Genomic DNA, 20994 nt, shown 5'->3' with positions numbered 1-20994 from the left:
AATTGCTATTAGAGGACAACACGCCTATGACTTTTGTTACTCCTGAAAAAGAGCTGGCTGAATTGAGCCTTCGCGCCATTGTTTTGGCGATATTGCTGACCCTGATTCTGGCGATGTCCAATGCTTATCTTGCCTTGAAACTCGGTATTCTTACTTCTGCTTCTATCCCTGCTGCCATTATTTCCATGGGTGTGCTGCGTCTTTTTAAACATTCCACTATTCTTGAAAACAATGCGGTTCAAACTGCCGCTTCTGCGGGAGAAGCTGTTGCCGGCGGCATTGTATACACTATTCCCGGCTTGGTAATCATAGGCTACTGGAATCATTTTGATTATTTTACCAATTTTTTTATAGCGGCGAGCGGCGGCGTTTTGGGAGTGCTGTTTTCTATTCCCTTGCGAAGGATTCTTGTCAATGAAGAACGATTGAAGTTTCCAGAGGGCCGCGCGATTGCGGAAGTACTGAAATCTTCTGCTAACCGATTTGGTCTTAAGAATATCGTATTGGGCGGCCTGGTTGGGGCAGTCCTTGAATTATTTCAGACTGGATTTAAGATTTTGGCCGGCAGCTATAATTATTGGTTTGTTTTCAAACGATCTATTTTTGGATTTGGCGCCGGGTTTTCTGCAACCATGATCGGCGCGGGTTATCTAATTGGCCATGATATGGCTTTAAGCATATTTATCGGAGCAATTGTCTCCTGGGTCATAGCCTTGCCGATAGTCAGCCAATATTATCCAGAATTTTTACTCAAATACCCGACTGATAAGGCTGCGCTGTTGCTGTGGAACAGCGAGATGAGATATCTCGGTATTGGCGCTATGCTGTTTGCGGGCATTTGGACAATGATGAAATTGGTGAAGCCTCTTAAAAGCAGCATCAGGCTTTCCATGCGCGCTTTTATGTCAAAAAGCAGGGCAGAAGAGCACCTTCCCCGCACTGACAGGGATATTCCAATGCCTTATATTTTAATCGGCATCTTCATCACTGCTGCGCTGATGTTTTTATTTTTTCAGTTTGTTTTTCCTCTGGGTAAAGCAGGGCTGGACAATGATTATGCCCCAACGCTCATTTTTTCGACTGTCATTTATGTATTGGTTATTGGCTTTTTGTTTTCTGTGATTACAGCATACTTCTCTGGCATGGTTGGGGTTACCGCAAGCCCCGGAAGTTCAGTGGTCATTGCTGGGGTATTGCTTGCCGCCTGGTTATTGCTAGGAGTGATTAAAGTGGCGATTCCGCTGCCTTTATCCATTGAACAATTAAAAGCCGCAGAAGCCATTACAATTATCATTGGTTCGGTTGTGACAGGGATAGCAGCTATTGCCAATGACAATACCCAGGATTTAAAGGTAGGCCAACTGGTTGGCGCAACGCCCTGGAAACAGCAGCTCATGTTGCTGTTGGGGGTTTTAATTTCGGCTTTGATTATCCCGCCTGTCATGCAGTTGCTGTTTGAAGTATATGGCATAGCCGGGGTTGTGCCTCATGAAAATATGGATGTCAGCCAATCTCTTCCGGCACCCACCGCAGCCATGCTTGCTGCTGTTACGGAAGCAGTATTTCGCAATACGTTGCCCTGGGTTATGATGCTGGTTGGCTCAGCGATTATCCTCGCGATTATTTTTATTAACAAGCTTTTTAATTTACAGCGTTTTTTTCAAATATCCATTCTTGGTGTCGCGATTGGCATGTACTTGCCGATTTCATCTTCCTTTCCGCTTTTTTTAGGAGGATTGATTGCCATGATAGTGAACTGGCGTTTGCAGCGTCAAGATTTGCAAAAAGAAGAGAAAAGCCTCCGTTTGCAAATTGGTACGCTTATCGCATGCGGCTTGGTGGCAGGAGCGGCATTAATGGATATCGTGCTGGCTATCCCGTTTTCTATATTTCATAGTCCTGATGCCTTAAGCCTCGTAGGCGCAGCCTGGGAGCCGCTTGGAGTTGTCCTAAGCGCTGTTGTGATCATCTCTTTAGCAATGTGGATTGAAAAAAAAGTATGCAGCCGCCGTTAAGCGGTTTTTCGAGCACAATCGCCAGAGCCCCGGATTAGACGCAGTCTAAGCCCGGGGTTGGATAAAAAATGCGGGAAAGGGTTTTATTCACAGAGTTTTGATTTTCTCATACTGGCGAACAAGTTTTTCCCTCGCAGTTCTAGCAAGATCCAGTTTTTCGCGCTCTTTAGCTACGATCTCTTCCGGAGCTTTGTCGATAAAGCCCGGATTCCCAAGCTTCTGTTCAGCAAGAGCAATATCCTTATCAAGCTTGGCAATTTCTTTTTCCAGCCGGCTTATTTCCGCTTCCTTGTCGATGAAGCCCTTCATGGGAATAAATAATTCCATTTCACCGATAACTGCCGTGGCAGATAAGGGAATTTCTTCTCTGTCTGCGACATAATCAATACTTGATACTTTGCACAACGCCTTCAGGGTTGGGGCATATTTGCTTACCCGTTCCTGAACAACAGACGTCACATGACGCAATTTCATGGGAATCTGTTTTGAAGGGCTAATTGCCATTTCGCTGCGTATGGTACGTATTGCTTGTATGACATTTTTAAGCCAGTCGATTTCCTCTTCTACAGGCTGGTTGATTAAATCAGCCTCTACTTTAGGATATTGGCTCAACATGATGGTTTCGCCATTTTCACTGGTCAATTTAGTCAACTGCTGCCAAATTTCTTCAGTGATGAAAGGAATAACTGGATGCAATAACTTTAAAGTTTGATCAAGGACATGGATTAACGTGCGTCTTGTTCCTCTTTTTCTTGACGCTAAAGCCTCGGGATCATAAATCACTGTTTTGGAAAATTCCAAGTACCAGTCGCAATATTCATGCCAAACAAATTCATAAAGCGTATTGGCCAGCAAATCAAAACGATATGTTTCGAAATAATGGTGGCATTGTGCTTTTGTACGTTGCAGCAATGATAAAATCCACTGATCAGCAGGGCTATATTGGAAGGCGCCGTCACCAAAATCTAACTGCTCTTCAGCGGTATTTTGCAAAACAAAGCGGGAGGCATTCCATAATTTGTTACAGAAATTGCGGTAGCCTTCAACTCGGGCAATATCAAAACGGACTTTGCGGGCATTGGAAGCAAGCGAGCAAAAAGTGAAGCGCAAGGCATCAGTACCAAATGCCGGAATACCTTCAGGGAACTGCTTTCGCGTAGCTTTTGCAATTTTCTCACGCACGGAATTGAGCATGAGGTTGCTGGTTCTTTTAGCGATTAAGTTGTTCAGGTCAATTCCATCAATGATGTCGATAGGGTCGAGTACATTACCTTTGGACTTGGACATTTTCTTACCTTCACTGTCGCAGACCAAACCGGTGATGACAACTTCCCTGAAAGGAATTTTGCCGGTAAATTTCAACCCCATCATAATCATTCTTGCTACCCAGAAGAAAATGATGTCAAAGCCTGTGAATAACACCGAAGTGGGGTAAAACTGTTCAAATTCCGGAGTTTTTTCCGGCCAGCCTAAACTTGAAAATGGCCAGAGCGCTGAAGAAAACCAGGTATCCAGCACATCCTCATCCTGTCTTAATACGAGGGATGGATCCAGATTGTATTTGAAGCGCACATCATTTTCGCTGTATCCCACATAGATATTGCCATGGTTATCATACCAAGCAGGAATTCTATGTCCCCACCACAGCTGCCTGCTGATGCACCAGTCTTCAATATGTTCCATCCATTGAAAATAAGTTTTGCTCCAGTTTTCTGGAATAAAGCGGATTTCACCGCTTCTAACAGCCTCAATTGCGGGCTCTGCTAATGGTTTGGTCCTGACATACCATTGATCAGTCAAAAGAGGCTCAATAATAACGTTTGATTTTTCTCCGCGGGGAACTTTCAGTTTATGCGGCTCAGTCTTAACCAGCAATCCGGCTTCCTCCAGATCACGAATAATTTGATCACGGGCAACAAAGCGGTCCATGCCTTGATATTTAAGAGGCGCATTTTTATTAATAGCCGCTTTTTTGGTTAAAATATTAATCACCGGCAATTGGTGGCGCTTGCCAATTTCATGATCATTAAAATCATGTGCCGGAGTGATTTTTACACAGCCGCTGCCAAATTCCTGCTCAACATATTCATCAGCAATGACAGGAATAGTACGGCCGCATAAAGGCAAATGAACCTGTTTGCCAATCAGGTGCTGGTAACGTGTGTCATCGGGATGGACGGCTACTGCGGTATCCCCAAGCATCGTTTCGGGCCTTGTGGTTGCGATAACCAGTGTTTCTTCAGAATCGACTACAGGATAACGAATATGCCAGAGAAACCCGTCTTCTTCTTCTGAAATAACTTCCAAATCAGATATTGCAGTACCAAGTTTCGGATCCCAGTTGACAAGGCGGGAACCGCGATAAATCAAACCTTCATTATACAATTGGATGAATACTTTCTGTACCGCAAGGGATAAGCCTTCATCGAGGGTAAAGCGTTCGCGTGACCAGTCCACAGACGAACCGATCCGCCGCATTTGCCTTGTGATATTTTTGCCGGACTCTTCTTTCCATTTCCAAACATGAGCCAAAAACTCTTCTCTTATCATATCCCTGCGAGACAATCCCTGCTTGTCTAAATTACTTTCAACAATGAGTTGTGTAGAGATACCGGCATGGTCGGTACCGGGTTGCCACAAGGTCCGCGCACCACACATGCGTTTATACCGGATCACAGTGTCAATCAGGGTATGTTGAAATCCGTGTCCCATATGCAAACTGCCGGTGACATTCGGGGGGGGAAGCATAATGCAAAAATTTTCTCCATCACCTCGAGGTTCAAAATAATGGTGATTTTCCCACTTTTGGTAATATTTTTTTTCGATTTCGTGGGGAGAGTATGTTTTCTCCATGGTATAACCTGTCTTGTAAAAACTGGGGATTTTAACATATCCGGTCGAAGATGCGACAGTATGAAAGCAAGGCCCGTTCGCTAACTAATATTTTCAGGGACGTCTGAATCCTTTCTGTGATCTGCTGCGAGATAGGTATAGATAACCGGCACTACAAACAGGGTAAAACATGTACCAATCAACAATCCTGATGAGATCACAAGACCAATGTCGAACCGGCTTACGGCGCCGGCGCCACTGGCAATGAGGAGCGGGAGTACGCCAAAAACCATGGCGGCGGTGGTCATGAGGATTGGTCTTAAGCGAATGCCGGCCGCTTCTTCCACGGCTTGCCTTCGGGTTAAATTCTTTTCCCGTTGCAGGTGATTGGCGAAATCAACAATTAAAATCCCATGCTTGCTGATTAAACCTATCAGTGTAATCAATCCCACCTGGGTATAAATATTAATACTTGCCGCGCCTAGATTGAGCGGAATTAACGCCCCGCAAATTGACATGGGCACACTGATAAGAATGATTAAGGGGTCGCGGAAACTCTCATATTGCGCTGAAAGTACTAAAAAAATCACGATAATAGCCATAAAGAAGGCAAAAATGAGAGCAGTGCCTTCCTGAATGAATTGGCGGGACTGCCCAGCATAATCATAGGTAAATCCTTTGGGCAATATATGCTGGGATTCTTTTTGTAAAAACGCGAGTCCCTGGCCCAATGTCACTCCCGGCATCATCACTCCCTGAATGGTTGCGGAATTTAATTGCTGGAAATGAGTCAGTTTGTTGGGCTGGGTTTTGGAGACTGGGGTGATCACTGTAGATAAGGGAATCATTGTTCCGCTAGCTGAGCGTACATATATCTCGCCAAGCTGTTCAGGAGACAGCCTATATTGCCTTTCGAGCTGGGGAATAACCTGATAGCTTCGCCCTTGCAGATCAAAGAAGTTAACATAACCGCCTGACAGGGCGCTGGCCAGGCTGCTGCCGATACTTTTCATATCCAAGCCAAGATCAGATGCCTTGGAACGATTGATCTTCAGCTCTATTTCGGGTTGATTAAACCGCAGGCTATTATCCAGATAGATAAATAAACCGCTTTTCTGGGCGCTTTCAAGAAGCTTATTTGAAATTTCGAGGAGGCTTTGGAAATCATTTGTGGTTTTAATCACAAATTCAATCGGCGTACCGCCGCCTCCTCCCGGGAGAGGCGGTGGGATAACCGCAAAGGATTTTAAACCAGGAACTGTGTCCAGTTTATTTTGCAAGGGTTCTTTTAGTGAAAACTGGCTCTGCTCCCGCTGATCCCATGGCTTTAGCACCATACCTGATATGGGAGTGCCGGCATTAATCACGAAATAATGCTCCATTTCCGGAAAACTTCGATAAATATCGCCAAACATTCGGGTATAGGCTTCAATATAATCCAGTGTCGCATACTGCGGGGCTGTCCCCACCACGAAAAAAAATCCTTGATCCTCTTCAGGCGCTGTTTCTTTGGAAGTATGTGTATATAAATAGGGCAGGATTAATAAAACTACTGCGGCAAAAACGAGTATGATAATCCGGGTTTCTAACAGGCTGTGCAGTATTTTCTGATAACGAAGGCGCAGGCGGTTAAATATTTTATCTAAAAAATGAACAAACCTGCCGCTGCTTTTATCTGAACTCAGGATTTTAGAACACATCATCGGGGAAAGCGTTAAAGCGATGATGCCGGAGATGATAACGGCACAGGCTAAAGTAAAAGCAAATTCTTTGAATAAAGCGCCCGTTAATCCCCCCATGAACCCAATGGGAGCATAGACAGCAGCCAATGTAATGGTCATGGCAATCACGGGCGTCGCGATTTCACGCGCGCCAACAAGGGCGGCTTGAAATGGAGAAAGCCCTTCTTCGATATGGCGGTGAATGTTCTCCACAACCACAATGGCATCATCAACGACAAGCCCAATAGCCAGAACAAACGCAAGAAGCGTCAGCAAATTGATGGAATAACCCAAAAATAGCATCAATGTACAAACGCCGATTAAGGATAGGGGAATTGTGACAATAGGGATAAGAACTGAGCGTATGGAACCCAAAAAAAGAAAAATGACAACGATGACAATCGCGGCCGCTTCAATAATGGTCGTAATAACCTCGTTAATAGAGGCACGGATGAAGTCTGTGGCATCATAAACGATTGTTGCCTCAAGTGACGGCGGCAACTGGCGTTGAATCTCAGGAAAGAGTTTACGCACATCGCTTATCACGGTTAAGGGATTGGCAGTTGGAGTGGGGGTTATTCCGATAAAAACCGCTTTCTTGCCGTCAAAAATAACTGAAGTATCATAAGACTGCGAACCAAGCATGACCTTCGCAATATCGCCCAGGCGGATAATTGAATTTTTATCACTGCGCACAATGAGCTGGCTAAATTCTTTGGCGTTATTAAGATTCGTATTGGCTTTAATGTTTATGGCAACGTATTCTCCCTTGGTGTTCCCTGCAGCGGTCAGGAAATTATTATTTGCCAATACATTAAAAACATCGGCGGGACTTACGCCAAGCGCTGCCATTTTTCTAGGATCAAGAAAAATCCGCATTGAGTAGGTTTGCCCCCCCAAAATCTCTGCCTTCGCAACACCTTCAACTGTTTGCAGCTGCGGTTGAATAACCCGGGTTGCATAATCTGTGATTTGCTGAGGCGTCATTTCTTCACTGTCAAAGCTCATATAGAGCAAAGCTGTGGAAGCGTCAGAACTTTTAACAATGACGGGTTGCTGCGATTCGGGAGGAAGCTGGTTCAAGGTTTGCTGCACCTTGCTCATGATATCGGTGAAAGCAACTTGGGGATCAAAATTGAGTTTAATGTTTAAAGTGATTGTGCTGACCCCTTGGGTGCTTGAAGAAGTCATGTAGTCAATGCCCTCAGCGCTTGCTATTGCAGCTTCAAGCGGCGTTGTGATAAAGCCTGCAATTAAATTTGCATCCGCGCCGGGGTAAGTCGTCGTTACCGTGATAACCGTATTATCCATTCTTGGGAATTGCCTGACTTGCATCTTCGTAATTGCATTCAATCCGAAAAGCAATATCAGCAAGCTGACAACAGTTGCCAGAACGGGGCGCTTGATAAATAAATCAGTAAATTTCATGTTGTCCTGCAAATTCAATGTAATCCACCCTAAGGACTACCTGAAAGATGGGCAAGCGTGCACATCCACGTATTTAAGTTAATTCCAATGTAATTTTATTGGCTCAATTCCTGAGGGTTGACCTCTTGGTCCAGCTGCACATCATTATTGATGATAACTCGCGTGCCGTCCTGTAATTTAAGTTCGCCGGCACTGACCACTTCCTGGCCCGGCTCGATTCCTTTTTGAATAATGGTGTAATTGCCTTGCTGGTCGCCAGTTGTGACAAATACGCGTTTCACGCGAAGTATATCCTGTCCTTTCTCATCTTTTTTCCCCTCCTTATCCTTTTCAATCACAAATACTGAATTGCCATAGAGGCTATATGAGATGGCAGTGGAGGGTAAGACAACCACCTTGGAGACGGAAGGTTGTTCAACTTCCAGGGCAGCAAACATGCCTGGAATGAAGTTAAATTCAGTAACATGATTCTTCGTGTTTAAGTCGGTGTCACAAATTAAAAGCTCTCTTGTAAAAAGTTTTTGTTTTTTAATTTTCACGAGCTTGGATGTCTTAGGCATTGCGACAGCCTTTGCGGGGCAATTGGGTACAGTGGCCTGTACCAGAATATTATGGGTGTTCACATCAACCTTGGAATTAATCGCAGTAATGATACCGTGAAACCGGTATTTTGGATTTTGCTCCACAGCGAATGTGATGTTTTGGCCAATATATAACTGTTTAAGATATTGCTCCGGAAGATAAAATTCCAGAAATAATGGGTCAAGCGACTGAAGGCTCACAATAGCGGTTTGTCCGGGCGAAACATACTGGCCGAGGTTGACCTGGCGTATGCCGAGCTGCCCGGAAAAAGGCGCTGTGATATGTTTCTGATTGATTAAGGCCTGAGTTTTTTCAACATTGGCCTGTGCCTGTAATAGTTTAGCCCGAGCCTCATCAACGTTTGAGCTTGGTGTAGCGCCCTTTTTAAAGAGATCAGTCTGACGCTTATAATTTATCTCCTGTAATGCAAGATCGGATTTGTTGAATTTTAAGGTTGCCTGCTCTACAGAGTCATCAATATCAATCAGCGGATGGCCTTTCTCAATAAATTGCCCTGAATCAAAATGGATAGCAACCACATTGCCAGCCGCTTGCGAGTTCACTTCAACGCCATTGATTGCTGCAAAATTTCCAACTGCAGAAATGGTGGGCTCCCAATCTTGCTCTTTTGCCGTGACTGAGGACACAGTGACGGCAGGCGGCTCAAAACTTGCGAAAAATCGCTTCATCATGAACGCTTTAAAGGCATTAAACGCTATGATTCCACCAAACACAATGACCAAAAGTATGATCATGATGGTCATGCGTTTTCTTGTGATTCTGTTCATAAATGGCAATAGTCCTTAAAAGGGCCAACAGGACACGGCAATTACAAATACCGTAATATATCATCCGCTTAAAAGCGCATGCAACTTAAATGCGGGAAATGCAGAGTCCCTGCATGAGCATATCTTGAGCCAGCACGTTTTGAGGCCGCCATTTTTTAGAATATAAATCCATCATGATGATCAATAAAAAACTTATTGACTAAACAATGTTCTTTGATAGTATTCATACACCCAACACAATAAAGGTATAATCATGAAACTGAAAGCCGTTTTATTCTTTGGTTTTTTATCTCTTTTTTCCTCAGCCTTTGCTGCAAACCTGCATACTCACCCCCAGGCGAATGACAATAGCAAAAACGCCGCAACGAGCAGCATGAACTATCCTGGCTATTGTGAAATTGAAATTATTAATTACAGTAGTCAGGATGTCCGCGTTTCCGGTTTTTTTGATGATAGAAGCCGCCTGACACCTTTTATCGTGTATAGCGGTGACGCGCCTCACTATATTTCGCTGTATTACTATGGGTACTGCCATGATGGCATGGACTTGTACATCAATACCTTGAGAGGGTATCCGGTTTACAAGGGTTACACTCCAAGAGGAACCACGGTCTATGTTTTACCGGTGAACGGCGCACCTTACGCCGAAGTAAAACAGAAATCCTGACAGGCTGTTTCTTAGCCCCCATTATCCGCTTGTACCCCGGCTTGGACTAAGTCATAACCCGGGGCTACCCATGCGCATTATGGCTAAAACCATATCATTTTGATTAAATAATGCTTTTATGAACGCCTAAATTTGGCATTTCCGTCCAGGCAGGGCTTTATTTCTGATGATGGTTCTTGAGTTTGCTTGCCAAGGGCTTTTTGACCGCGCGTAAATTGCGCAAATAAGCCTTGATGTAAAAGTATGATTTTGTCCGTGCCCGCACAAAACCAGTGCATGACTTTATTATAACAGCATGGTAATCTTGATAAATTTGAGACATTTTACCGGAGTCCGGCATTAAGCAATTTCGCCTTTATTGTTAAAATGAGAGAAAATTTGATTATAAAATACGCATTAATTGTATCTATGGCGTGCTTTCTGCTCTAAATTTTCTCTGTTTTTTGCCTGCTCAATGCTGGCTACGCAACTTCCATCATGACTTGGAGAAACAATGATAAAAATCATTAAAATGTTGACCATGTCCTTATTGGCTTTAGTCATTATTGCTTGCGCTGCCACACCTACCCGTGAGAGCACCGGAGAATATCTAGATAGCTCCGCTGTGACAGCCAAGGTCAAGGCTAAACTGCTAAATCAGCTGGGAGCTCGGGGATTTGAGATCAAGGTGAAGACCTATAAAGATGAAGTGCAGCTAAGCGGTTTTGTGGACAGTGCATCCATTAAGCAACGGGCGGGACAAATTGCATCAAGCGTTGCCAATGTTAAAAAAGTCCGCAATGATTTGATTATCAAGTGAAGATTCTTTAATAAAGTATTTATGGTATTCGGGTTTTGCTCCTCACGGGTTAAGGAATAGTCATGTACGACAGGAATTATACAATAGACAATTTTGATATCGAATTATGGCAAGCGATCAAAGCAGAAGGGAAACGCCAGGAAGAACATATTGAGTTGATTGCCTCTGAAAATTATGCAAGTCCCAGGGTCTTGCAGGCGCAGGGTTCTGTACTGACAAACAAGTATGCAGAAGGATATCCGGGCAAACGCTACTATGGCGGGTGCGAATTTGTTGATATCGCCGAGCAGTTGGCAATTTCCCGGGTCAAAAAACTGTTTAATGCCGATTATGCGAATGTGCAGCCGCATTCCGGATCACAGGCTAATGCCGCGGCAATGATGGCTCTAGTGAAACCGGGGGATTTGGTCCTGGGGATGGCCTTGCCTCATGGCGGGCATTTGACTCATGGATCGCCTGTTAATTTCTCAGGCATACTCTATCGGTCAATTCAATACGGCCTTAATCCTGAAACAGGTCTGATAGACTATGAACAGGTAGAGTCATTAGCGATTGAACATAGGCCAAGATTGATTATTGCCGGATTTTCAGCCTATTCGCAAATTATCGATTGGGCGCGATTTCGGGAAATTGCCGATAAGGTTGGCGCGTATTTACTGGTTGATATGGCGCATGTTGCAGGCCTCATTGCAGCAGGATTATATCCGTCCCCCCTCCCTTATGCTGATGTGGTAACCTCGACCACGCATAAAACATTACGGGGCCCCAGGGGCGGCCTGATTCTTTGCAGGGCAAATGAAGAAATCGAGAAAAAAATCAACTCGGCAGTGTTTCCAGGGATTCAGGGCGGCCCCCTCATGCATGTTATTGCAGCAAAAGCTGTGGCCTTTGCTGAAGCAATGCAACCCCAATTTAAGGAATATCAGCAACAAGTGCTTACCAATGCCAAAGTCATGGCGGAAGAGCTGATTAAACGTGGGCACAGCATTGTTTCAGGAGGCACAAAAAATCATTTGCTATTGCTGAATTTGATAGATAAAAATATTACCGGGAAAGAAGCAGATGCGGCACTTGGCCGTGCGAACATTACGGTAAACAAAAATTCCGTTCCAAATGATCCGCGTTCGCCCTTTGTGACCAGCGGGTTGCGTTTGGGAACGCCAGCCGTTACCACGCGCGGCTTTAAGGAAAAAGAAATCAAAATGATCACTCACTGGATAGCGGATATACTTGAAGATGTAAGCAATGAAACTGTTATCTCTTCAGTTAGAAAACAGGTTTTGCAGTTATGTAACGATTTTCCGGTTTATCGCAGTTAATTATGTTGTGTCCTTTTTGTCATGCAGAAGAAACCAAAGTAGTGGATTCCCGCCTGGTTGCAGATGGCGCGCAAGTCCGAAGGCGAAGGCAATGTCTCGCGTGCCATGAGCGGTTCACCACGTTTGAAACGGCTGAACTCATCATGCCCGTTATTATCAAGCGTGATGGCCGGCGTGAAGCCTTTAACATCGAGAATCTGCGTGCGGGCATGCTGCGGGCACTGGAGAAACGGCCTGTCAGTCGGGATGCGCTTGAAGAAGCCATTGTCGCTATTATGCAAAAAATCCGGCGTAGAGGTGAGCGCGAAATTGATTCCCGACAGGTGGGGGAATGGGTAATGGAACAATTATATAACCTTGATCATGTCGCTTATGTGCGATTTGCTTCTGTTTACAAACGATTTAAAGATATCAGTGAATTCAGAATGACAATTGATCAAATGAACGACGATAAATCGTCATGAGGTTGGTGTGGATAATCTATCAATTAAAGGTAAAAGAAAAGCACGCAGACTTGCGTTGCAGGCGTTATACCAATGGTATATGACAGCAAGCAATCTATCGGACATTGAGGCGCAGTTTCGCGCCATGAATGACATGTCAAAAGTCGACAGTCAATATTTCTGCCGCTTGCTGTATGGCGTTCCGGAAAAATTATGCGATATAGAAAATTCGTTTCAGCCCTTCCTCGACAGGCCGATCAAAAGTCTCAATCCTATCGAACTGACTGTGCTGCGTTTAAGCACTTATGAGCTTCTTTACTGTCCTGAAATTCCATACCGTGTCGTTCTTGATGAAGCGATTACGCTAACCAAGGCCTTTGGTTCTCAGGATGGCCACCGTTATGTGAACGGCGTTTTAAACAACCTGGCTAAAAACGTCCGGCAAATTGAAATCAGCAGTGAACATGAATGAATTTGAGCTGATTAATACATTTTTTAAGTCCTTGTCAGCGAAACGTCCCGATGTAGTACTTGGTATTGGTGATGACGCAGCTTGCCTTTGCGTGCCAATTGGGCATGATTTGGTGGTAAGCTCTGATACCCTGGTTGCGAATATCCATTTTCTCTCTGACTGGGACGCGTACGATATAGCCTATAAAGCGGTTATGGTTAATGTCAGCGATATAGCTGCCATGGGAGGCGATCCTAATTGGATGATGCTGGCCTTAACCCTGCCCGAATCAGATGCCTCATGGCTTAAGCGTTATGCAGAGGGCCTTTATGATGCCATGCGGGAATTCAATCTTGCGTTAGTAGGAGGGGATACAACCCGGGGGCCATTGGCCATGACCATTTGTATTCACGGCCTCGTTCCATCTGGCAAAGCAGTGACTCGAAGCGGTGCGAGTCCTGGAGATATCGTCTATGTTAGCGGGCCTATAGGTGCCGCGGCTCAGGCAGTGGCATTTTTAGATAACAAGTCTCTGGATGCCAATGACAGAACGGTATTAATGAATGCCCTGATGCACCCGAAACCACGTGTGGATCTCAATCAGATTTTATTACGATATGCTACATCAGCCATAGATATTTCCGATGGATTGGCTGCTGATTTAAATCATATTTGTGAGGAAAGTGATGTTGGCGCCATCCTGAATTTGGAAGCAATTCCTGTTCATCCATTAGTTAAGCGCTACCAGGGAGACAAGGCAATAGATTTTGCTTTACATGGCGGAGACGATTATGAGCTGTGCTTCACTGTATCTGAAAAACAAAACCAGGCTTTTTTATGTACAATGGCCGAACTGGGGCTTCATTGTTTCCCAGTAGGGTGCATTGCTGAGGAGAAAGGAATGCGCGGCAAGGAAAAGGATGGTACTACCAAAACCATTCAAACTTCTGGCTACAGCCATTTTTAATTTACCCTGGGGAATCAGGAATGAATATCATGAAACTTTCTGAAAGAGTATGGCAAGACCCGGCATATTTTATTGCGTTTGGCTTTGGCAGCGGCCTTGCGCCCATAGCGCCCGGCACTTTTGGAACCTTGGCTGCTTTTCCGCTTTATCTGCTGTTATCCGGAACCAGCTGGATAACATATTTGCTTTGTACAGTTTTTGCTTTTATTTTGGGAATAGCTGTTTCTAACCGCGTATCCAGCGATCTGGGTGTGCATGATTATTCCGGCATTGTCTGGGATGAGGTCGTTGGTTACCTTTGTACCATGTTTCTCGCTCCGCCAGGTTTTGGCTGGATGGTTCTGGGATTTTTTCTCTTTCGGGTTTTTGATATTTGGAAGCCGGAGCCTATACACATGATTGATAAACAGATTGGAGGCGGTTTTGGTATAATGCTTGACGATGTATTGGCTGCGGTACCGGCCTGGTTTATTTTGCAATTAGCGGCTTTCTTTTGCGGGCGATGGGCATGAATCACTCCTGATATACCATGCAGCTTTTGATGGGTAACTTCTAAAATCTGTTAGTTTATTGTGGAGAGCAGGCGTGAACGACAATCATAAAGAATTAATCAGCATTGGCTTGACTGTCAGCATTGTAGCGCTGGCGCTTTTTATCATTCATCGTTTTATTCCTTCCATGCTGTGGGCAGGTATTATTGTCATAGCCACTTACCCGTTATACAAGCATTGGCGACAATTTTTTTCGGGTAAAGATAATCTGGCAGCTTTTTTATTTACGTTCATGCTGACGTTACTTTTAATTCTTCCAATTAGCTGGCTCATCACGGTTCTTGTAAAAGAATTGCAGCTGTTGATTAATTACTTACAGCTGATTAACCGGGAAGGAGGCCAGGCTCCAGCCGTGCTGAAGGATCTGCCGCTGATAGGTAATGAATTGGTCAATTACTGGAATGAAAATATTGGCCAGCCGGGTAATGTAAAATACTTTCTCTCTAATCTTCATTTAACGCTGACTCCAGCCAGCTATTATATCAAGCAGGTTGGCCTGAATTTGGCGCATCGCGGGTTTCAACTGGGATTCACGCTTTTAACCCTGTTTTTTTTCTTTAGGGATGGCGAAAAACTGTTCCAGCAGATTAATCACATAGGCGAACTGTGCCTCGGGAGCCGCTGGTTCAGATACGCCGACAGGCTGCCGGGCGCATTGCGGGCAACGGTAAACGGCACGATTGTTGTAGGCATAGGTGTTGGCATCTTAATGGGAATCTGCTACGGGCTCGTAGGATTTCCTGCTCCAACCCTCATGGGATTTATCACTGCTTTTGCCGCTATGATACCCTTTGTGGTTCCCATAGTATTCGCTATCGCAGCGCTCATATTAATGAGCAACGGCGCAATGATTGCAGCAATCATCGTCATTGCCTGGGGGACGTTTGTGATGTTTATTGCCGATCATTTCATCAAGCCTGTTTTAATTGGCGGCGCCATCCAGCTGCCTTTTCTTGCCGTGTTGTTTGGTATTTTAGGAGGTGTTGAAACGCTCGGACTCTTGGGCTTGTTTTTGGGCCCAATCATTATGGTACTTTTTATTACATTATGGTATGAGTCCCAGGGACACGTACATGAACGGTTGGCTGAATAACCAACCTTATCTTATTGAAATAATGGTTTGACCCTGGTGATTCGTGCTTGTTTTTTTAAAATTCAACCCCATATAGATTATAAGAGATAATAATGAGGAACGAGTTGTGAACAAAGACTGGCCTACTAAAGAAAAAGACCTGTATATCGCCCAAACGATTATGGAAGAGTATGCCAAGGAGCAAAACTGTGATTCATTAGGCTTATTTGAGCTTGTTCTGGATCAGAAAGAAAAACGGCTGGATTTGCGTTTGGCAAGCTGGGTATTGACAATGGCACAACAATTCAGCGCCATGTACGGTGCAAATCAAGGAGATTTTGTAACCCGACAGGTGATTAGCCGTTGTTTGACTCAAGGGCACACCATCCATTAAGTTTTTTGTTTAAAATTCTTCCAAATACATGGAGAAATTTTTCTTGAATTCCTTGCTTTTCAAATATTTGGTGAGAGCAAGATTAATTTCTCGCAATAAGTTCCCGCTATCGCGATTCACCGCAATACCCAGTCCAAATCCGTAGGGCATTGGAGGCCCATAAGCTTTGAGGAGCCCTGATGATTTGCTCTGCCAATAGAGAGTGGTGGGCGCATCGAGCAAAGCCAGATCGATTTCTTCATTAGCCAAGGCATCAATGATATCTCCTTCAAAATCATACTGCTGAATATCCGGGTTTTTGATGCCCATGCGCCTAATTTCGCTTTCAAATACAGATCCAGATACAATCCCAATGGCCTTATTGTCCAAAAACATGGGGTTAAACGGTTCTTTGGCTAAATTACTGCGGGTTAAAAACCGCGAATAGCTCGGCAAATAGGGTATTGAAAAGTTAACTTGCAAAGCCCGTTCTGCGTTAATGCCAATTGCACCGATGGCAGCATCAGCTTCGTTATTGACTAATGCTGGAATCAGGTTTTTGAAATCCATAGGGATAAAATTACAATCTCTCTGAATTTCCGCACAAATATATTTCATCATGCTAATATCATATCCAAACAGCTGCTTATTGGCGCCTTGCATGACAAAAGGAGGCTCAAAGCGGTTGACTGCTACTCTAAGCGGCGGATTTTGCGCATGAGCCAGGGTATGCAGTGTAAAGGCAATGATTAACAAGCATATGATTTTTTTCATTTTCCCTGCATCCTTTTAATCCGTTTAGGCACCTTGGAAAGTCATTATTTAATCAAGATGATATGGCTTTACCCTGTGCCGGTTTCAATGCTTTTCAGTATTTATAATATAATAGGATGAGTCAGACTTTTTTCCTAGTTATGAGTGGAGATGAAGCAGAATATTTCATATGAGATACCCGAGGTAAAACAACACTTAATCAGCAGACATTTTCCTGATCTGCAGGGATCATTATGCGACGCAATGGCAAGGCTACTTTATATCAGCGAGTATGCATGCCGCCATATATCAATTTTACAGATGCTGGTTGCAGAGGATGATCTAGGCCCTCTGGACAGGAGAGATTATTTTAGGCTCGTTTCTCAAATCCCGCTTGATCTCGACAGCCAGGCTTTTGCGTATCGGCTGCGTATTTTTAGGCATCGCCATTTATTGAGGATTGTATTAAGAGAACAGGCTCGCCTTTGTGATGTTGAAAAAAGCATGAGTGCCTGGTCGGATTGTGCTGATGCCTTAATTTTACACGCATTGAAATATTGCAATCAGGCACTGGCGCACCGCTATGGAACGCCCTGTTCAGAGCCAGGAATTTCTAGCCAGTTATACACGATTGCCATGGGCAAACTGGGAGGAAAAGAGCTCAATTATTCATCAGATATCGATTTAATATTTGTCTATACAGATGAGGGATTTACCAATGGCAGAGAAAAAATATTCAATCAGCAATATTATTCCAAACTGATTCAAAAGTTTCTGGAGTTGATGCAATGCATGACCAAAGAAGGATTTGTGTTTCGTGTGGATTTGCGCCTAAGACCTAATGGTGAAAGCGGCCCTCTGGTGACATCTTTATCAGCCATGGAAACCTATTATCAGGAACAAGGGCGTGACTGGGAGCGTTACGCAATGGTTAAGGCAAGAGTCATCCAGGAAAATGAGGGGCAAGTTGAAAGAATACAGCGTGTTATCGCTCCCTTTGTTTACCGTCGTTATGTTGATTTTAGCGTAATTGAATCATTGCGCGGCATGAAAGCAATGATTGCCCGCGAAGTGCTCATAAAGTCATTGCAACACGATATTAAAAGAGGGCCAGGCGGCATTCGGGAAATTGAGTTTATCATTCAATCTTTTCAACTCATCCGCGGCGGCAGATTGCCGAACTTATGCAGCGCCAATGCCATTCAAACGCTTGAGTCTCTCCATCAGGGGAAACTGCTGGATTTTGCGCCTGATTTGAAAAACGCCTATCTCTTTCTCCGCAGGCTTGAAAATGTTTTGCAGATTCATAATGACAGGCAAACCCACACTTTGCCAGATGATCGCGACATCCAGCGCAAGGTGGCTCTGGCAATGAATTTTGATAACTGGGAGCAATTATCGGAAAAGCTCGGTCATTTTCAGGAAATCGTCACACGCTCATTTCAGTCAGTTTTAAGTCAGGCTGATATTTATACTAATGAAGCACGCCTTCTGGCAACGCAAATGGCAGGCATTTGGCATGGGCATGTTGAAGAGTCTCTTGCCGTCAATGTTTTATCAAGCCTGGGCTATGAGAACGCAGACCGTTGCTACCAAATACTTCAGGAGTTTCGCCATGCGCCGCGTTGCCGTCGTTTGTCACAGGCCGCGCGCCTGCGGCTGGCGCGATTCATGATGCTTTTATTGCAAGAATTGGCGTCCTTTCCCAAAACAGACGCTATCCTCCTGCAGGTTATCCGCTTATTGGAAAAAACCGTAACGCGCAGCGCATACCTCGCATTACTCACAGAAAATCCCAAAGTATTGCAGGAATTGCTGCGTTATTTTGCTGTCAGCCCTTTTATTGCATATCTCCTGGTTGAATACCCTTTTTTACTGGAAGTACTGCTTGATGAAGATGAAAGCTGGAGGCCGCCTGATTATGCTCATCTGCGCCAAATGTTGCAAATGCAGCCTGGATATGGAGAAGGAGAGGAGAGACAGGGTGAAATTTTACGGCAATTCAAATTGCGTTGCTGGCTTCTTATTGCCCGTGCAGAATTAAATGGCCATGTCGATGCAATTACAGCAGGGCGTTTTTTAGCTAACGTCGCGCAATTGATCATTATTGAAACGTTGCTTCATGCCTGTCGGGAATTAAAAAGCCGCTTCCCCGAAATTCGATCACTTAAATCTCATATTGCAGTTATTGCCTATGGGAAGCTCGGCAGTCGCGAGATGAACTATGATTCAGATGTTGATTTGGTTTTTTTGCATACGGCGCCCTGCGAAAAAGAACCCTTGGTTAATCGGCTTGTGCAAAAAATCATCCACTCATTAACACTGCGCACGCAAATGGGTACGCTTTATGCCGTAGATACCCGCCTGCGTCCTTCCGGATCTGCGGGTTTACTGGTTAGCTCTGTACCAGCTTATATCGATTATCAGTATAACCAGGCCTGGGTTTGGGAACATCAGGCTCTATTAAAAGCAAGGGTGCTTTTTGGAAGCCAAGCCATCACACAGCAGTTTGTCAAGCTAAAAAAAGATATTTTATTTATCCCAAGAAACACTCGCCATTTGGCTGCGGCTATTCAGGAAATGAGAAAAAAAATCAAACAATTTGGGCAAACTGGTGAACATAAAGCGGGTGCTGACGCATTATTGGATCTTGAATTTCTAACTCAGTATTTGATATTGGCCAATCCCAATGAGCGCCTGGCTCGCAAAAGCCATACTTTATCGCAGATCAATCAACTCTTGAGCCAAAATATACTGGATAAAGAACAATGGTTGTTTTTAAGGCGAGTTTATCAACACTGCCATCAATTATTACATGAACAAATACTGCGATATCAAACTGAAAAAGCCCATCCTGCCAAAGAAGAGATATGGGCACTCAGTCAACATTTCTATAACCTCGCCTCGAGCAATTCGCCATATAAATCATAATCATCGCTGCCTGTAATTTTGACTTCAGCCAAAGTTCCAGCATGAACTTGTGAAGATTGAGGCAAGTAAACCAGGCCATCAATCTCAGGCGCATCACCCATACTGCGGGCAATGATATGCCTGTCATTGACCTCATCAACCAGCACACTTTGCGTTGAACCAATTTTCGCCTGTAATTTCTTGCGGCTGATTTCCGCTTGCGTCTGCATGAAACGATGGTAGCGTTCTTCCTTGACTGGTTCAGGTACGGGATCTGGCAGCTCATTTGCTTTTGCTCCCACAACTGGCGAGTATTGGAAACAGCCAACGCGATCTAATTGGGCAGTTTGTAAAAAGGCCAATAACTCTTCAAATTCCTGCTCGGTTTCACCCGGAAACCCGACGATAAAAGTGGAGCGCAGCGTAATTTCCGGACAGATTTCCCGCCATTTTTGTATGCGCGCCAAGGTGTTTTCACGGCTGGCAGGCCGCCTCATCGCTTTTAATATTCGGGGGCTGCCATGCTGCAGGGGAATGTCAAGATAAGGCAAAATCACTCGATCGCGCATCAACGGTATTATATCATCAACATGGGGATAAGGATAAACGTAATGCAGTCGAATCCAGATTCCCAATTTGCCCAGTTGCTCGCATAAATCATAAAATTGAGTTTTTATGGTTTTTTCCTGCCACAGCGCTTCCTTAAATTTTGTATCGACCCCATAAGCGCTGGTATCCTGGGAGATGACCAATAATTCCTTTACGCCGGCTTCTTGCAAGCGTTTAGCTTCAGAAAGGACTTGTGTGACTGGATAACTCCTAAGCTTTCCACGCATGGTAGGAATAATGCAGAATGTGCATTTTTGATTGCATCCTTCAGAAATTTTTAAGTAGGCATAATGCCTTGGCGTTAACTTAATGCCCTGCGGCGGGATGAGTTGCGTAAAAGGATCTTTAGGCGGCGGCAAATGGCGGTGCACAGCGCGGATAACTTCTTCATAGGCATGAGCGCCGCTGATATGCAATACATCAGGGCAGGCATCACGAATGATGTCTGCTTTGGCGCCCAGGCAGCCGGTCACGATGACTCGCCCATTTTCTGCCATTGCTTCCTGAATGGTCTCCAGAGATTCCTGAACGGCAGAGTCAATAAATCCGCACGTGTTAATTACTACAACTCCTGCATTCTGATAACTGGATACCAATTCATATCCCTGGGCTCTCAATTGGGTGATGATGCGTTCTGAGTCCACCAGAGCTTTGGGACAGCCAAGGCTTACAAAACCAACTTTATGATTCATTATGACAATTATGTAAAAAAAG

The 20994-nt window shown here is 44.5% G+C and carries 16 protein-coding genes; 11 read left to right on the top strand and 5 right to left on the bottom strand.

Going from position 1 to position 20994, the window contains the following annotated elements:
- Positions 1-26 precede the first annotated feature (26 nt).
- Positions 27-2015 (top strand): OPT family oligopeptide transporter, encoded by a 1989-nt coding sequence (locus Llon_RS05400; protein WP_058529029.1) that lies wholly within the window; start codon positions 27-29, stop codon positions 2013-2015.
- Between the two features lie 87 nt (positions 2016-2102).
- Here the strand turns inward: Llon_RS05400 and Llon_RS05395 are convergent, their stop codons facing one another.
- The 3 genes from Llon_RS05395 to Llon_RS05385 all read right to left on the bottom strand — a co-directional run bounded on the left by Llon_RS05395 (position 2103) and on the right by Llon_RS05385 (position 9366).
- Entirely contained in the window at positions 2103-4868 is a 2766-nt protein-coding gene (locus tag Llon_RS05395) for a valine--tRNA ligase (RefSeq protein WP_058529028.1), read from the bottom strand.
- An 80-nt stretch (positions 4869-4948) separates the two neighbouring features.
- Positions 4949-7996, bottom strand: a complete 3048-nt coding sequence (locus tag Llon_RS05390) for a multidrug efflux RND transporter permease subunit (protein ID WP_058529027.1) — start codon at positions 7994-7996, stop codon at positions 4949-4951.
- Positions 7997-8091: 95 nt separating this feature from the next.
- Positions 8092-9366 carry an efflux RND transporter periplasmic adaptor subunit gene (locus Llon_RS05385; protein WP_058529026.1) on the bottom strand — a complete coding sequence of 425 codons (1275 nt, stop codon included), beginning with the start codon at positions 9364-9366 and terminating at the stop codon, positions 8092-8094.
- Positions 9367-9619: 253 nt separating this feature from the next.
- Here Llon_RS05385 and Llon_RS05380 point away from each other — a divergent pair, with 253 nt between their 5' ends.
- The 9 genes from Llon_RS05380 (at position 9620) to Llon_RS05340 (ending at position 16029) form a co-directional block, all read left to right on the top strand.
- On the top strand, positions 9620-10033 hold the full coding sequence (locus tag Llon_RS05380; protein WP_058529025.1) for a hypothetical protein: 414 nt from the start codon (positions 9620-9622) through the stop codon (positions 10031-10033).
- A gap of 493 nt (positions 10034-10526) precedes the next feature.
- Entirely contained in the window at positions 10527-10832 is a 306-nt protein-coding gene (locus tag Llon_RS05375) for a BON domain-containing protein (RefSeq protein ID WP_058529024.1), read from the top strand.
- A gap of 62 nt (positions 10833-10894) precedes the next feature.
- Positions 10895-12151 (top strand): serine hydroxymethyltransferase, encoded by a 1257-nt coding sequence (gene glyA, locus Llon_RS05370; RefSeq protein ID WP_058529023.1) that lies wholly within the window; start codon positions 10895-10897, stop codon positions 12149-12151.
- Between the two features lie 2 nt (positions 12152-12153).
- Positions 12154-12615 carry a transcriptional regulator NrdR gene (gene nrdR / locus Llon_RS05365; protein ID WP_058529022.1) on the top strand — a complete coding sequence of 154 codons (462 nt, stop codon included), beginning with the start codon at positions 12154-12156 and terminating at the stop codon, positions 12613-12615.
- A 7-nt stretch (positions 12616-12622) separates the two neighbouring features.
- Positions 12623-13066 carry a transcription antitermination factor NusB gene (gene nusB / locus Llon_RS05360; RefSeq protein WP_058529021.1) on the top strand — a complete coding sequence of 148 codons (444 nt, stop codon included), beginning with the start codon at positions 12623-12625 and terminating at the stop codon, positions 13064-13066.
- Positions 13059-14012 carry a thiamine-phosphate kinase gene (thiL, locus tag Llon_RS05355; protein ID WP_058529020.1) on the top strand — a complete coding sequence of 318 codons (954 nt, stop codon included), beginning with the start codon at positions 13059-13061 and terminating at the stop codon, positions 14010-14012. Before nusB ends, thiL begins: the two co-directional genes overlap by 8 nt.
- Positions 14013-14032: 20 nt before the next feature.
- Positions 14033-14524, top strand: coding sequence for a phosphatidylglycerophosphatase A family protein (locus Llon_RS05350; RefSeq protein WP_058529019.1), 492 nt, complete (start codon positions 14033-14035; stop codon positions 14522-14524).
- Between the two features lie 73 nt (positions 14525-14597).
- Positions 14598-15656: an AI-2E family transporter gene (locus Llon_RS05345; RefSeq protein ID WP_058529018.1), complete on the top strand. Its 1059-nt coding sequence runs from the start codon at positions 14598-14600 to the stop codon at positions 15654-15656.
- A 106-nt stretch (positions 15657-15762) separates the two neighbouring features.
- Positions 15763-16029: a hypothetical protein gene (locus Llon_RS05340; RefSeq protein ID WP_058529017.1), complete on the top strand. Its 267-nt coding sequence runs from the start codon at positions 15763-15765 to the stop codon at positions 16027-16029.
- 9 nt (positions 16030-16038) lie between these two features.
- Here the strand turns inward: Llon_RS05340 and Llon_RS05335 are convergent, their stop codons facing one another.
- Complete coding sequence (locus Llon_RS05335) at positions 16039-16782, bottom strand: transporter substrate-binding domain-containing protein (protein WP_058529016.1); 744 nt, start codon at positions 16780-16782, stop codon at positions 16039-16041.
- Positions 16783-16932: 150 nt separating this feature from the next.
- Here Llon_RS05335 and glnE point away from each other — a divergent pair, with 150 nt between their 5' ends.
- A complete protein-coding gene (glnE, locus tag Llon_RS05330; RefSeq protein WP_058529015.1) occupies positions 16933-19692 on the top strand; it encodes a bifunctional [glutamate--ammonia ligase]-adenylyl-L-tyrosine phosphorylase/[glutamate--ammonia-ligase] adenylyltransferase in 2760 nt (919 codons plus the stop codon).
- Here glnE and rimO read toward each other — a convergent pair.
- Positions 19653-20972, bottom strand: coding sequence for a 30S ribosomal protein S12 methylthiotransferase RimO (gene rimO, locus Llon_RS05325; protein ID WP_058529014.1), 1320 nt, complete (start codon positions 20970-20972; stop codon positions 19653-19655). The genes glnE and rimO overlap by 40 nt on opposite strands.
- Between the last annotated feature and the right edge of the window lie 22 nt (positions 20973-20994).

The sequence above is a fragment of the Legionella londiniensis genome, assembly GCF_001467825.1.
Lineage (GTDB): Bacteria > Pseudomonadota > Gammaproteobacteria > Legionellales > Legionellaceae > Legionella_A > Legionella_A londiniensis.
This window is presented reverse-complemented; position numbering and strand designations above follow the sequence as displayed.

Excerpts from the sequence above, each read along its gene's own strand:
- Llon_RS05350 (WP_058529019.1), top strand. The coding sequence starts at position 14,033 with ATGAATATCATGAAACTTTCTGAAAGAGTATGGCAAGACCCGGCATAT.
- Llon_RS05385 (WP_058529026.1), bottom strand. The coding sequence starts at position 9,366 with ATGAACAGAATCACAAGAAAACGCATGACCATCATGATCATACTTTTG.
- glnE (WP_058529015.1), top strand. The coding sequence starts at position 16,933 with ATGAAGCAGAATATTTCATATGAGATACCCGAGGTAAAACAACACTTA.
- nrdR (WP_058529022.1), top strand. The coding sequence starts at position 12,154 with ATGTTGTGTCCTTTTTGTCATGCAGAAGAAACCAAAGTAGTGGATTCC.
- thiL (WP_058529020.1), top strand. The coding sequence starts at position 13,059 with ATGAATGAATTTGAGCTGATTAATACATTTTTTAAGTCCTTGTCAGCG.
- Llon_RS05380 (WP_058529025.1), top strand. The coding sequence starts at position 9,620 with ATGAAACTGAAAGCCGTTTTATTCTTTGGTTTTTTATCTCTTTTTTCC.
- Llon_RS05335 (WP_058529016.1), bottom strand. The coding sequence starts at position 16,782 with ATGAAAAAAATCATATGCTTGTTAATCATTGCCTTTACACTGCATACC.
- Llon_RS05390 (WP_058529027.1), bottom strand. The coding sequence starts at position 7,996 with ATGAAATTTACTGATTTATTTATCAAGCGCCCCGTTCTGGCAACTGTT.
- Llon_RS05400 (WP_058529029.1), top strand. The coding sequence starts at position 27 with ATGACTTTTGTTACTCCTGAAAAAGAGCTGGCTGAATTGAGCCTTCGC.
- rimO (WP_058529014.1), bottom strand. The coding sequence starts at position 20,972 with ATGAATCATAAAGTTGGTTTTGTAAGCCTTGGCTGTCCCAAAGCTCTG.
- Llon_RS05395 (WP_058529028.1), bottom strand. The coding sequence starts at position 4,868 with ATGGAGAAAACATACTCTCCCCACGAAATCGAAAAAAAATATTACCAA.
- Llon_RS05375 (WP_058529024.1), top strand. The coding sequence starts at position 10,527 with ATGATAAAAATCATTAAAATGTTGACCATGTCCTTATTGGCTTTAGTC.
- glyA (WP_058529023.1), top strand. The coding sequence starts at position 10,895 with ATGTACGACAGGAATTATACAATAGACAATTTTGATATCGAATTATGG.